The organism is Geopsychrobacter electrodiphilus DSM 16401, assembly GCF_000384395.1.
In the GTDB taxonomy this organism is placed as follows: Bacteria; Desulfobacterota; Desulfuromonadia; order Desulfuromonadales; family Geopsychrobacteraceae; genus Geopsychrobacter; species Geopsychrobacter electrodiphilus.
The window spans coordinates 716,259-728,878 of sequence record NZ_ARWE01000001.1; the positions used below are offsets into that span (position 1 = coordinate 716,259).

15 protein-coding genes are annotated in these 12,620 nt (G+C 56.3%); 8 read left to right on the forward strand and 7 right to left on the reverse strand.

Translation table 11 applies throughout. The features are described from left to right. The first annotated feature begins 147 nt into the window (after positions 1–147). The 6 genes from D888_RS0103320 (at position 148) to D888_RS0103345 (ending at position 4,162) form a co-directional block, all read left to right on the forward strand. Complete coding sequence (locus tag D888_RS0103320) at positions 148–342, forward strand: SlyX family protein (RefSeq protein WP_083928764.1); 195 nt, start codon at positions 148–150, stop codon at positions 340–342. After that, complete coding sequence (locus D888_RS0103325) at positions 335–841, forward strand: rhodanese-like domain-containing protein (RefSeq protein WP_020675111.1); 507 nt, start codon at positions 335–337, stop codon at positions 839–841. The genes D888_RS0103320 and D888_RS0103325 overlap by 8 nt, the downstream gene beginning before the upstream one ends. Further along, entirely contained in the window at positions 838–1,278 is a 441-nt protein-coding gene (locus D888_RS0103330) for a MauE/DoxX family redox-associated membrane protein (protein WP_020675112.1), read from the forward strand. Before D888_RS0103325 ends, D888_RS0103330 begins: the two co-directional genes overlap by 4 nt. Next, a complete protein-coding gene (locus tag D888_RS0103335) occupies positions 1,271–2,323 on the forward strand; it encodes a KamA family radical SAM protein (RefSeq protein ID WP_020675113.1) in 1,053 nt (350 codons plus the stop codon). The genes D888_RS0103330 and D888_RS0103335 overlap by 8 nt, the downstream gene beginning before the upstream one ends. Positions 2,324–2,398: 75 nt before the next feature. After that, positions 2,399–3,418 carry a 4Fe-4S binding protein gene (locus tag D888_RS0103340; RefSeq protein WP_020675114.1) on the forward strand — a complete coding sequence of 340 codons (1,020 nt, stop codon included), beginning with the start codon at positions 2,399–2,401 and terminating at the stop codon, positions 3,416–3,418. A gap of 36 nt (positions 3,419–3,454) precedes the next feature. Continuing rightward, positions 3,455–4,162, forward strand: a complete 708-nt coding sequence (locus D888_RS0103345) for a glutamine amidotransferase (RefSeq protein WP_020675115.1) — start codon at positions 3,455–3,457, stop codon at positions 4,160–4,162. On the opposite strand, the gene D888_RS0103350 is transcribed toward D888_RS0103345, so the two are convergent. Next, a complete protein-coding gene (locus D888_RS0103350; RefSeq protein WP_020675116.1) occupies positions 4,144–5,175 on the reverse strand; it encodes a radical SAM/SPASM domain-containing protein in 1,032 nt (343 codons plus the stop codon). The genes D888_RS0103345 and D888_RS0103350 overlap by 19 nt on opposite strands. A 434-nt stretch (positions 5,176–5,609) precedes the next feature. Here D888_RS0103350 and ilvB point away from each other — a divergent pair, with 434 nt between their 5' ends. After that, complete coding sequence (ilvB, locus tag D888_RS0103355) at positions 5,610–7,280, forward strand: biosynthetic-type acetolactate synthase large subunit (protein ID WP_026362191.1); 1,671 nt, start codon at positions 5,610–5,612, stop codon at positions 7,278–7,280. Positions 7,281–7,359: 79 nt separating this feature from the next. Here the strand turns inward: ilvB and D888_RS20585 are convergent, their stop codons facing one another. From D888_RS20585 to D888_RS0103375, 4 genes are all read right to left on the reverse strand, one after another. After that, complete coding sequence (locus D888_RS20585) at positions 7,360–7,998, reverse strand: NUDIX hydrolase (RefSeq protein WP_169513262.1); 639 nt, start codon at positions 7,996–7,998, stop codon at positions 7,360–7,362. Then, the gene (locus D888_RS0103365; RefSeq protein WP_020675119.1) at positions 7,961–8,521 is read right to left on the reverse strand and encodes an elongation factor P; all 561 of its coding nucleotides are present in this window, start codon (positions 8,519–8,521) and stop codon (positions 7,961–7,963) included. The genes D888_RS20585 and D888_RS0103365 overlap by 38 nt, the downstream gene beginning before the upstream one ends. 125 nt (positions 8,522–8,646) lie before the next feature. After that, a complete protein-coding gene (locus tag D888_RS0103370) occupies positions 8,647–9,060 on the reverse strand; it encodes a PaaI family thioesterase (protein ID WP_020675120.1) in 414 nt (137 codons plus the stop codon). A 42-nt stretch (positions 9,061–9,102) separates the two neighbouring features. Further along, positions 9,103–9,294: a hypothetical protein gene (locus D888_RS0103375; RefSeq protein ID WP_020675121.1), complete on the reverse strand. Its 192-nt coding sequence runs from the start codon at positions 9,292–9,294 to the stop codon at positions 9,103–9,105. A 389-nt stretch (positions 9,295–9,683) separates the two neighbouring features. Between D888_RS0103375 and D888_RS24730 the strand changes: the two genes are divergently transcribed. After that, positions 9,684–9,809 (forward strand): hypothetical protein, encoded by a 126-nt coding sequence (locus D888_RS24730; protein ID WP_281169641.1) that lies wholly within the window; start codon positions 9,684–9,686, stop codon positions 9,807–9,809. A 203-nt stretch (positions 9,810–10,012) separates the two neighbouring features. Here the strand turns inward: D888_RS24730 and D888_RS0103385 are convergent, their stop codons facing one another. Both D888_RS0103385 and D888_RS0103390 read right to left on the reverse strand, forming a co-directional pair. After that, the gene (locus D888_RS0103385) at positions 10,013–10,576 is read right to left on the reverse strand and encodes a LemA family protein (RefSeq protein ID WP_020675123.1); all 564 of its coding nucleotides are present in this window, start codon (positions 10,574–10,576) and stop codon (positions 10,013–10,015) included. A gap of 61 nt (positions 10,577–10,637) precedes the next feature. After that, positions 10,638–12,605 (reverse strand): GIDE domain-containing protein, encoded by a 1,968-nt coding sequence (locus tag D888_RS0103390; protein WP_083928766.1) that lies wholly within the window; start codon positions 12,603–12,605, stop codon positions 10,638–10,640. Positions 12,606–12,620: the final 15 nt, after the last annotated feature.

A 12,620-nucleotide genomic window follows, 5' to 3' on the forward strand; every position in this document is an offset into this window, starting at 1 on the left:
ATGAGAAATGCGGATATTTTACTTTATTGGTCGTTAATTGCAAGTATTTATGGATTTGATGCGGATATTTAAAAGCGTAACATAAAAATTTCTAGGCAAGTGTTCCTGACGGGCATTAAGATGCGTTTCGCAATAACATAAGGAGTCATGATGGAAGATATTATTCAACGTTTGACCGCCCTGGAGATGCGCTTCTCTTTTCAGGAGGAGACGCTCGAGGAACTGAACCAGGTTGTGACCAGGTGCAATCTGCAGATTCAGCAACTGAGCCGTGAGAACAGCTCGTTGCGCGAGATGATGCGCTCGCTGGCGCCGGACATGCCGGAATCGCCAGATGAATAGTCCGATGATTCCGTCACGTCGTGTCTTGCTTGAAGCAGTGGTGCTCGTTCTGGTCGCTGTTGCGGTCGGCTTGAGTCTTAACCCCAGGTTGGTCATGAACGCCTTCATGGGGCGAAATGTCGTCAGCAAAAAACCGCCGATCGCCGCTTCGGTCCAGAAATTTCCCCAACCGGTTGATTACGAAGAGCTTGATTCCCTGATAGCCGCAGGGGATCAACTGGTCGATGCGCGAGACCACCACCTCTACGCTACGGCACATCTGCCCGGCGCCATCTCGCTGCCTCTCGGGGAAGTCGGTCAATCCCTGAAAAAGTTCAAGGCGCAGATTCCGCTTGAGACCCCCCTGATTCTGTATTGCAACGGTTTTGGGTGCCCCGACTCCTTCGATCTGGGGGTGCGGTTGATCGCCGCTGGCTATCTGCATGTTCAGGTTTACGAAGGCGGATTCCCTGAATGGCGTGATCGTGGCCGTCCGTTAGAAGCAGGAGAGGGGCGATGAAACTCTGGCTCTACCATCTGTGCCGCCTGCTGTTAGCAGGGGTTTTTATCTATGCAGGATTTTTGAAGGGGCTTGACCCGGTCGCTTTTGCCGGGCAGGTCGCCGCCTATAAGATTCTCCCTTATGCATTCAACTATTTCGTCGCCGCAACCCTCCCCTTTGTTGAAGTTTTGTGCGGCATCTTATTGCTGCTGAATCAGCGCGTCCGGCCTGCACTTCTGGTGCTGTTCGGACTCAATGGGGTTTTTATGCTGGCGCTCTCCAGCCTGCTGGCGCGTGGTCTCGAAATCGATTGCGGTTGTTTTCACCCCGGCGGAGAAGCGGGAGCGGGGACCAGCCCGCTGATGGCTCTGGTGCGGGATGCCGGTTTGATGCTCGTGATACTGACCACCTGGGTTTTGCGCCAGCGACAGGCTCAGGAATCGCCTGATGAATGAACCCTGGCAGCAGCAACTGCGGGACCTGTTGACTGATGTCAATGAACTGAGCGAACGGTTTAACCTGGACCCGCAGACGCTGGGCCCGGTCGTCGAACGCTACCCTTTGCGGATCAGCCCTGCGGTGCTTGATCTCATCGAAGCCCCCGGTGATCCGATCTGGCGCCAGTTTATCCCTGACCCGCGTGAACTTGAAGAGACCGGGCTGGTCGACCCGCTCGGCGAGGAGAACCTCTCGCCGGTGCCGAGTGTCGTGCATCGCTACCCCGACCGCGCTCTCTTTCTGGTCAGCAGCAGTTGCGCCAGCTATTGCCGCTTCTGCACGCGTAAGCGTCGCGTCGGTTGCGTCGGCAGCGCCCCCAGCTTTCGCGAGCTGCGTGACGGGATCGACTACATCGCCGCACATCCGCAGATCCGCGATGTGCTCTTTTCCGGCGGCGACCCGCTGCTGTTGCCCGACGCAGTGCTCGGCGATCTGCTCAACCGCGTACATCAAATCCCGCATGTCGAAATCATCCGTATCGGCAGTCGCGTACCCCTGACCCTGCCCACGCGGATTACCCCGCAGCTCTGTCAACTGCTAAAGAAATTTTCCCCCCTGTTCTTGAACACCCATTTCAATCACCCGCGGGAACTGACCCCTGAGGCGGGCGCTGCCTGCCACCTGCTGGCTGATCATGGAATTGTCCTCGGGAATCAGACGGTTCTGCTCAAAGGGGTGAACGATGATCCGGCGCTGATCCAGGAGCTGTTCTTCAGGCTCCTGAAGATGCGGGTGCGCCCTTACTACCTGCATCAGATGGACCTGGTGCGTGGCGGCGAACATTTTCGCACGCCGCTTGACTGCGGACTGGATATTATGGCGGGCTTGCGTGGCCCGGTTTCGGGACTCGCATCACCACATTTTGTCGTTGATCTCCCCGGGGGCAAGGGGAAGGTGCCGCTGTTGCCAGGCGCCATCCTCCGACGCGGGCGCGCAACGCAGATTCGTTCGGCGGCCGGAGAATTGATCGACTATCCCGACGCCGGGTCCGAAAACATCTAGATCCCGGACTGGTTTCGCGTCTTTTTTTGACCCAGGTCATGTCGCGTGGGCCGAGGATAAGACAGACTTCGACTTATGAAAAATTTTGCGTCTATCCAAGCTCTGCTGGGCCGGAGTCCCTTGCTCCGCCTGCGTCTGCTGGTGCAATGGGGCATGCTCTGCTGGTGCCTGGTGCTGGGAGTTCAACTTGGCCTGTTCGTCCGTCATTTTGATACGGGCGGGCGTGCCGCCTACTATCCACGGTTTCCCGGGGTCGAGGCTTTTCTGCCGATCGGCGCGCTGGTCAGCCTGAAAAACTGGCTGTTGAACGGACAGGTCGATACGATCCATCCGGCGGCGCTGGTGCTGTTTGTGACTTTTGTTGCGCTGGCGCTCATCACCCGCAAGTCCTTCTGCTCCTGGTTGTGTCCGGTTGGGACCATCGAAGAACTGATGTGGAAACTGGGGCAACGGCTTTTCGGCCGTCTCTGGCAACCCTGGCGCTGGTTGGACCGGCTGCTGCAAAGTCTGAAGTATCTGCTGCTTATTATATTCGTCAAGCTGATCCTGATCGACATGCCCGCGCTGGCGGTCAAGAATTTTCTGGCCGCACCTTACTGGGCGATGGCCGATGTTAAAATGTTGCACTTCTTCGCCGGTCTGGCTGGCATTCCGCTCATCACAATTTTATTGCTGTTAATCCTGTCGTTGTTTTTCCGTAACCCCTGGTGTCGTTATCTCTGTCCCTATGGTGCGTTGCTCGGCATTTTCTCCGTTTTCAGCCCCAGCCGTATCCGCCGCGACCCGCAGGTCTGTATCGATTGTGGTACATGCAGCCGGGTCTGCCCGGCGCGCTTGCCGGTCGCTGAAAGAATCCAAATTCTCTCTCCGGAGTGCACCGGTTGTCTGACCTGTGTCGCCAACTGTCCGCAAGCGGGGGCTCTGAATATGGCGTTATTAAAGCACCCCCTTCCGCAATGGGTATTCCCACTCATGGTCTTGCTGGTCTTCACTGGCGGCGTGGCGGGCGGGATGCTCAGCGGTCATTGGCAGACATCGCTCTCCTATGCAGATTACCAACGCCTGATTCCGTTCAGTCAATTTTTGGGGCACTGATTGCTTCGCTGAGAGCTTGCCGGTTATGATGCCGATATGAAACCAATTCTGATTTTAAAAACAGGCAGTACCTCTCCCGCGATGGCTCATGAATTTGGCGATTTCGAAGACTGGATTATCGCCGCGAGTGGTGCCGCGCCGGGGCTTTTTACGGTGGCAGATGGCATTATTGAGCCGCTCCCCGCGCTGTCCAAGCTTTCTGGCCTGATTATTACCGGTTCGCATCTGATGGTTTCTGATGGCGGGCCGCAGGTTGAGCTCTGGTCAGGACTGGTGCGGAATGCGGTCGCAGCCCGCTTGCCGGTCTTCGGTCTCTGCTATGGCCATCAACTGCTGAATTATGCGCTTGGCGGAGTGGTGGCCGATCATCCCGGCGGTCTGGAGTTGGGTCAGGTTGAGATAGAGATGGAAGCCGCGGCCCAGGATGATCCGCTCTTCAGCGTTCTTCCGACCAGGTTCTCGGCCTACGCGACCCATCTGCAATCGATTCGAAAACTGGCCCCCGGGGCCTTTGTCTACGGATATAACGCCTTTGAATCTCATCACGCGGTCCGTTTTGCCCCGGCCGCCTGGGGGGTGCAGTTTCATCCGGAATTTAAGCAGGCGATCATGCATGCCTATATCCGCCAGCAGCGCAAGCGCCTTGAGAGCGATGCGCAGATGGAGTCACTCGTCAACCAGGTCGAAGCCTTGCCGCAGGCGGGTCTGCTCATCCAGCGCTTTTGTCAGCTTCTCAGCAGCTGAGTCAGATTGCCCAGGTCGACCCCAGGTTCGGCTTTAATCGCCCTGAGAATGGCTAACAGTTCAGCATGTTGCGGGTGGTCTGCCGCGGCCACATCTCTCAACTTGTACGCCTGTCTTGAAAACGTCCCCCAATTGATCAGTCGGCTCAGGTAGAGTTCGGCGCCAATCCCCAGTGCGATCTGGTGCAGGTCGTTAATCTCCCGGAAATTATTCTGCTGGACCACCATGCTCAGTCGGAGCGGTGCCCCCAGGCTGGCAACGAACTCCAGGTTTCGGCAGAGGCGCGCGAAGTCGCCGCCCCGATTCAGTGCATAGGTGGCGGCACGACCGGCGTCGACCGAGATTTCGACCGATTTCAACAGGGGTTGCAGAGAAGGGAGCCGGGCCCAGTGGTTTTCATCAAACAGCAGCCCGTTGCTGTGCAGGCGCAGTTCTTTGAGCTGCGGCGCGTCGTGGGGGGTGATCTGCGTCAGCAGTTTGAAATAGACCGGGCTGGCAAAAGGGTCGCCGTAACCGCTCAGGGTCAATTGCTCTGCGGTCGGCAACAGCTGCTGCCTGATCCGTTCAGCCAGCTGCTCGGCCTGGGCAAGGTTGGTACCGTTCGAAATTTGCGGGTGGGGGCGACAGCTCGGGCAGGCGAGGTTGCAGCTGTAATCGAAACAGAGATTGAGGCGCCGCGGGAGATAGGGGAGGCTGACTTGTCCCTGGGAAATGGCTTTTTCTGCCTGCGAAGATGCTGCTTCGACAGCCTTTGAGGCAGGGTCAAGCAGGCGAGGACATCTCTTCTGGCTGCAGTTGTGGTAGCTGCGGTTCAAAATCGATTTACGGATTTCGAGGGCTTGTGGACTGTTCCAGATTTCATCAATGGGTTGGGCGAGTAGATTGCCGATGGTGCGTTTCAGCCAGGAGGGGCAGCACAGAAACACCCCGCCATCCGGATGGATTTCTGCCCATTCGAAAGGGCGGGGGCAGAGGGCTGCAGCTACCGTTGATTGAGTCGGGTGTTTCGACATGGTCTTCATCTATGCAAATAAGCAGGAGGAGAGACTGCATTCTATGGCTTTAAGTTATGGTCGACAAGTGCTGCGGAATTTTCGTTGCCAACCTGGGAATGAAGACTACTTTTGCGTAAATTCTTGACAGCAATTCGCGGCTTGGTTATCTTCTGATCTTCAAAGGAGCAAAACAATGTTTCGTCATTTGTTGCCCATAGATCTACTGCTGGTCGTAGTCGTCGTAAACTGACGACGCGCGGCTGCCTTGGTCTGTTTGCAACAAGCAACAATCGAAGGAGAGCGCGGGAGAAATAACCCGGTGTCCCTTCGCTAAAGCGCTAATGAAGGCCACGGGGCACAACCTGTGGCCATTTTTGTTTGTCCCTGCAAAAGAGATCGGGCGATTCAAGGCTGCGGGGACCATGTTTTTCATCACCAAAGAGGAGAGGCTTATGAAAAGCGGAGCACAGATTTTACTGGATTGTCTGAAACAGGAGGGGGTCGATACCATCTTCGGTTACCCCGGTGGCCGCTCGCTGCTGGTTCACGACGCGCTGATGGACGACAAGGAGATTCGCCATATCCTGGTGCGGCACGAGCAGGGGGCGGCACATGCCGCCGATGGCTATGCGCGAACCACCGGCAAGGTGGGGGTTTGTCTGACGACTTCGGGACCGGGGGCGACCAATCTTGTCACGGGGATAGCAACGGCTTACATGGATTCGGTGCCGATGGTGGCGCTGACCTGTCAGGTGCCGACCGCCGAGATCGGCAACGATGCCTTTCAGGAGGCTGACATGGCAGGTATCACGCGGCCGATCACCAAGCACAACTACGTGGTCACTGATGTCAAGGATCTGGCGCGGGTCATCCATGAGGCCTTTTACATCGCCCGCACCCGTCGCCCCGGTCCGGTCCTCATCGATTTGCCGAGTGACGTGCTTGGCGCAAAAATCAAACCTCTGACATACACCCCGGCAAAACGGCGTGGCTATCAGGAGATGCCGACCCTGAATCATAACCAGCTCAAGCGTGCGGCCGATCTGATCAACAAGGCCAAGCGGCCTTTAATCTACGCCGGCGGCGGGATCACTCTGTCCAACTCTTCTGACAAGCTGCGTGCGGTGGCCCAAAAAGGGCAGATTCCGGTGACCCATACCCTGATGGGGATCGGCATCATGGATCCGAAGTCGCCATTGTCGGTCGGGATGCTCGGCATGTACGGCGCCTGGTACGCGAACCAGGCGGTGGGTGAATGCGATTGTCTGATCGCCATCGGCGTGCGCTTTGACGACCGGGTGACCGGCAAGGTCGCCAGTTTTGCACCCAAGGCCAAGGTGATCCACTTTGATATCGACCCTTCGAGTATCCGCAAGGTGGTGCAGGGCGGGGTGCCGGTCGTCTGTGACGCGGCCGAAGCGCTGGAGCAACTGATCGACCTGATCGAGGAGAAGGATCATTCTGAGTGGCTGGCGCAAATTGACGGCTATAAAGAAAAATTTCCCCTGCCGCGTCCCGAGCGAGATCATCTGGCACCCCATGAGGTGATGGAAGCGATCGCCGCTGTCGCCGGTGACACGCCGGTGGTGGCCTCCGATGTCGGTCTGTCGCAGATGTGGACTGCCAACTATCTGCCGTTTGCCGGCCCGCGCCAGTACATCACCAGCGGTGGTCTCGGCACCATGGGCTTCGCCTTGCCGGCAGCCCTGGGTGCGGCGCTGGGCAATCCCGACCGCCCGATCTTTGCCATCAACGGCGACGGTGCCTTCCAGATGAACTGCCAGGAACTGGCGACCTGCGCCCAGTATCAGATTCCGGTCAAGTGCATCATCCTGAATAATGGCAAACTTGGGATGGTGCGTCAGTTTCAGCGGGTGCTGATGAAAAACCGCTATGCCTCGACCTGTCTCGGTCATCGTGTTGATTTCTGCATGGTCTCGGAAGGGTTCGGGGTCAAGGCGCTGCGCGTCGAGGATAAATCAGATCTGCTTGCGGTCCTGCAGCAGGCGATGGCGATCCCCGGTCCGGTGGTGGTTGAGGTGCCGATTCATCCTGATACCTATGCATTCCCGATGGTGCTGCCGGGGAGTGATGCAACACAGATGGTCTTTGACGCGGATTGAAAATAATTTAAAAGTCATCAATTAAAATGGCCGTTACTCACTTAAACTCCGAGTGGCGGCCGTTTTTATGTCCGAGGTTTTACAGGAGTCGCTCAATTCCGAGGCTGACAAAAAACTTCTGCAACAGCCGATAGCTGATTCCCCATAAAATGCGCGCGCAATAACCATCCAGATTGAGTGTCGGGTGAGTGCGATCCTTGCCGCGGTACTCGAAACGACGGGGTTGGTTACGTTCCGGGTCGAGCAGCACGCTCAGTGGCACGCTGAAGGTTTTGACGACTTCGTGGTTCAGGCGTAACGGCGGGAGTTCGGGCAGCTGATAGAGGTGCGCACTGATACTGACCGGCAGGTAGGCGCCGCTGATCGAGCCGAGAGCTCCGAGGTAGGTCTCCGGCGGAAGAGACAGGCCGATCTCTTCGCGTGTTTCGCGTTCGGCTGCGGCGCGACTGTCCCGGTCATGTTCTTCGATCCCTCCGCCCGGAAAAGCGACATCTCCCGACCAGGGGTCGTTCTGATATTCTGCGCGACGGATAAAAAGTAGTTCCTGCGCCAGAGGGGACCCGAGGAGGATCATCGCGACAGCCGCGCGACGACCCTCCTGCGGTTCGGTTTCGGTGGAGTTCTGCCTCAATCGTTCGCGGATGCGCTTGAGACAGAAGAGCTCTGTCGGCACACCAGTCTCAGGCACGGGAGACGAAGCGGCACTCTCGGGTATCAACCTTAATCCGTTCGCCGCTCTCCAGATAGCCAGGGACCTGAATGCTGATGCCGGTCTCGAGGATCGCTTCTTTGGTCTGGGCCTGAGCCGTGGCATTTTTGATCGCCGGGGCGGTCTCAGTGACCAGAAGCTCAACCACCATCGGAGTTTCGAGGCTGACCACCTGCTCGTTGTAGACCCCCAGGGTCACCTCGGAGCCATCGAGCAGATAGCCTTTGACGGCGTCATACACCTCGCCCCCTACCTCAAACTGCTCGTAGCTTTCCATATCCATGAACACCCCTTTTTCGCCGTCAGCGTAGAGGTATTGCCCCTTACAACGTGCAAAGTCGGCTTCGTCGATGCGATCTCCGGACCGGAAGGTTTCATTTAGAAACTGGCCAGTCAAAAGGTTGCGCAGTTTGGCTTTGATCAGGGTGTTGCCGCCTCGTGCAGTCGGTGATTGCGAACTGACTTCGAGGACGGTATAGGGGGCATTATTCAATTTAACGACGAGTCCTCTTTTTAGATCTGATGCGTTCATACGTCTTTGACTCCTGTGAAGAAATAGGCTCTTGTCGGTCTTCTGACATATTTATCTGGCGGCTGTCAAGACGCGACAGTTCTCTGGAGGGGGTGAGCCGGGTCATGCACTCAATTGGCAGTGGTTTAAAGGGATTCAGAAGGGATGATCGATTCGGTCTTGCGATAGGCGGTCCCTTGAAAGAGGGCGATCAGGTTGTCCTCCTGGTCGGTGATCCGCACTTGATAACTGGAGAGTTTACGATTGATCGAGATCTCCTCCGCTGCGGCGTAAAGAGTGCCCTGGGTCGCTGCACGCAGAAAGCTGGTGCTGGTGTTGATTCCCATCGCCAGGTTGCCGTGAGAGTTCGAGGCGACGGCGAAAGCGAAATCGGCCAAGGTCAAGATCGCTCCCCCATGAACGGTTTTGGCGCCGTTTAAGTGGCAGGGTGCGATTTGAAGACTGGCCCAGGCTTTTCCAGGTTCAACCCTGAGTAACTCAATCCCCGTATGCCGTGCGAAATGATCCTGCTCACTGAAGAATCTTTTGATCTTTTCCATGTTGCGGCTCCGGTTTCGGGTTAAGCCAGGTCGTTAGCTTCTTCAACCCCAGAAGTTATCCCCGGTCGATTTTTTGAGCGGCAAGGGGTTGTGAAGATGTTCGGCACGGTTTGCCTTGCGGCGGCATTTGCCACAGACAAACTGGGGGCTGGTACTGCGTTGATCCGCTTCCTGCATTAACCCGGCGGCATGAAGTTCACACATCTTTGGTGGTTCGGTTTTCTTGTCGTTCATAACGGCTCCTTAAAAAACAGCAAAAACAGGATCGAACGAGGTTTGTTTTGGAGTTAGTGCAGATCCACAGTGGAAAAACAGCGACAATTTTCCCTAGTGGGAATTTTACGTCGCCATCTTACCAAAGAAAAGTGAATTACTGCTAGTCAGGTGTTTAACTATAGGAATTTATTCCTATTTGTAGAGCTTATGGCTTAATTCACAAAGGTAGGATGTTTATCCTCAAGCGGAAAAAATTCTCATTCGCGTTGCATCGCCATTGAATTCTCACACTCTGCAGATGTAACGATATTCTACAAAAAAAGCCCTTGACCCACCAGTTTTCTGGCCTTAAATTCGCGCAGGTTTGTATCTGTCATCAGTCCTTTAATTTTAAAACGGAACCTTGAATGCTTGGATTTATTTTACGGCACTTCAGCTTTAATTTCACCGACAAAGTCAGCTGTCGACTCCACTTCGGGGCGCGCCGTCTGCGTCGCATGCGCTGGCACTCGAGCCAGCTGTTTCACCGTTAACTCCGCCAGAACATCATTCCAAGCAGAAGCCATAAAATTGAATTTTTCGGCCAGGCTTTGCGCTATTCCTAATGGAGCGGTCTACCGACTTTACGGCAGATCCCGCTCTTGCCTCGTTGTCAGGCGTTGCAGATGCTACTGCGACTGGCGCTGGCGGTAGTCCCCCTTCCATATCGACCTCTTCTGCTTGCTTGGGTTCAATACTATGAAAAATTAACCTCGACATCCTGCCGGTGCGCCGGGTTGATCTGCCATAAGGGGCGCGAGGTAAAATTAAACAGGCGCGCAACCATGACATCGGGGAACTGATCAAGTCGGGTGTTATAGATGGTTACGGCCGAGTTTACCAGCTCGCGACGGTCGGCGATCTGATCTTCGAGTTCGGTGATGCGATTCGCCAGTTGACGGAACCCCTTGTCGGCCTTCAGGTTGGGATAGCGTTCCACCACCATGAAAAGAGATTTAAGGGTGTCGCTGAGAGCGTTCTGGGCCGCCAGTTTCTGGCTCTCAGTGTCGGCACTGTTGACTGCGGTCCGGGCCTTGATGACTGCCTCGAGGGTCGTCCGCTCATGCTGCATATAGCCTTCGCAGACCTTGATCAGTTTCGGCAGTTCATCGAAGCGCTGCTTGAGCATGACATCGATATTGCTCCAATCGCGATCGATGCTGTTTTTCATCGACACAAAACCGTTGTAAAGCACAATGACATAGATCACAACCAGCGCAAAAAGCAGAGCCAGCACCCCAAGTACAATCCATCCGATCATAATAATCTCCTTGTTCAGCTATGATGAGCATTCGTTGAGTTTAACAGCAGCCGCGGCGTTTTTATAAAGTTTTCAGCAAAAGCCAGAGGCTGACGGCACCGAATAGTGCCCCCAGCATAAAGAACAAAGTCATTGACAGTGTATATCGGCTGGTCAATTTGGCTTCGGATGCCGTTTCGGCTATGACGAAAGGGATCCCGCGGTGACAGGGTTTGCCGATCACCACCTGATCTTCCTGGCGCTTGCGTTCCTGGCTGGCGTTTAAGTCTTCACTCAGCAGTTGTTCGTCGACCTCATCACGGGCCGCCTGCCATTCTTCGGCATCAAGCTGGCCATCCCCGTTGGTATCATATCGGGCTAACTTCTGCGCGTCCTGCTTGATGCGTCGCAAGGCCTCGGCGCGCCGTTGCTGGCGTGGGGGGAGACTGCTTTTCTTGACCTGGGCCTCACCCAAAACGTAGATCTGTGCGCCGTCGTAGATCATCTCCTCGACCCACTTTTCATCAGCACTATCAGAACCACCAAAGGTCGAGCCTGCGTGATTCAAACTCTCTTCCCGGTGCCCGGCCCTAACTGTAGCGGCAGCCGGATCGACGCTCACCCTGCCCGTGTTATCTTCGAGCCAGAATGGGACGTGGCCGCTACTGGTAATGCTGCTGACAACCCAGTCGTTCTTCTGGTTCTTTCGGTAGCGGATCAGGCGGTAGTAGATGCAGGGGATGTCGGTTCGGGGTGAAAACAGGGCATATTGCCGTCGTGCGGTGCCCTGCACCTCAACCAGGCCCATGGCAATCGAACGAATCTTACTGGTCGGGGTGTTCTGCATCAGGCGCTTCAGCGTTAATAAACGAAACCCGCTGATAAGACAGCCCGCCGCGATTAAGGCGGTCAAACTCCCCGAAGTGAAGGCTTTAGCGATCAGTGGCCCTAGCCAGCGCGGGGCCTCGCCAAATTTGGCCAGCAGGGCCAATGCTCCTATCAGCAGAAAACCGGCGATTGCGCGGGGGGTGGTCCAGACGTTGTGCTGTTGCGCGTCGGGAGGTGTCAGCAGTAGCGGAGGCGGGGCAGCAGGGGGCGTTCCATCGGTTGATCTTTTGGGCGTGAACTCCCTGCTCAGTTCGGTCATGACCTCCTGCCGGCCCGCCAGGTTGGCCGCCGCGCCCGGTGCGAGTGTACTGAGCAGTGCGGATGTGGCAGTGAGCGTCTCCGCCGCTTCCGTTTCTGCCTGCGCGGGCCCGTGCTGTGCATCGATATCCGCCTGCAACCAGGCGTAACGGGTCAAACAGCGTAGGTTTTTCTTCAACCCCTCAAGGTCAGTCCCCTTCACCGGGTTCAGCCGTGCGTGGGGGAGTGGCGAGAGGCCGAAGCGCATATCGATGCGCGACTGGCCGGCGTATTCCTGGGTTAATGCGATCAGTTGTAACAGATTTTGAGTGGCACTCAAGGTAGCGCGTTCTCCGAGCCCCTGATGATCAAACTTCCCGGGGAAGGCGCGCACCCCTGCGGTTGGACGGCCATTCTTGTCCAGCAGGTAGATATCGAGAACCGGTCGCCCCTGCAGGATGGCGCGCTGCAGCTTTTCAAGCGGCAGGCCGCTGTTGGCAGCGCCGCCGCGATAGCGATGATCGGAGAGGATCTGACCGAGGCTGCGTTCGATCAGGGCTCCCGAGAGTTCGGCCAAAAGGATCAGGACCCGACCTCCCCGGGGCAGAATCAGCTGTTTCTCGCGTCCGAAGAATGTCAGCGTCTGCGCTTGAGTCTCGAGTCTCGAAAGGAGAAAGGGGGAAAAGCTGATCGGGCTGGGGGTGACAACATGACTCAGAATGCTGTGTTGAAGGAGGCTGTGTTTGATCGCAAAAAGCTTTTCGGCTGGTCCTGTGCTTAGGAGTGCCTGGCCGGGGCCGAGTAATAACTGTCGGCAGTTATAGCTGTCGAGGCCGAAAACTGTGCCCAGATCCTTGAGCAAATCCGGCAGACCGGGCATTGCTCGACTTTGCTGTTCGACAATGAGTAGTGTCTCTGCGGGCATGAGTCCCGGACCTGT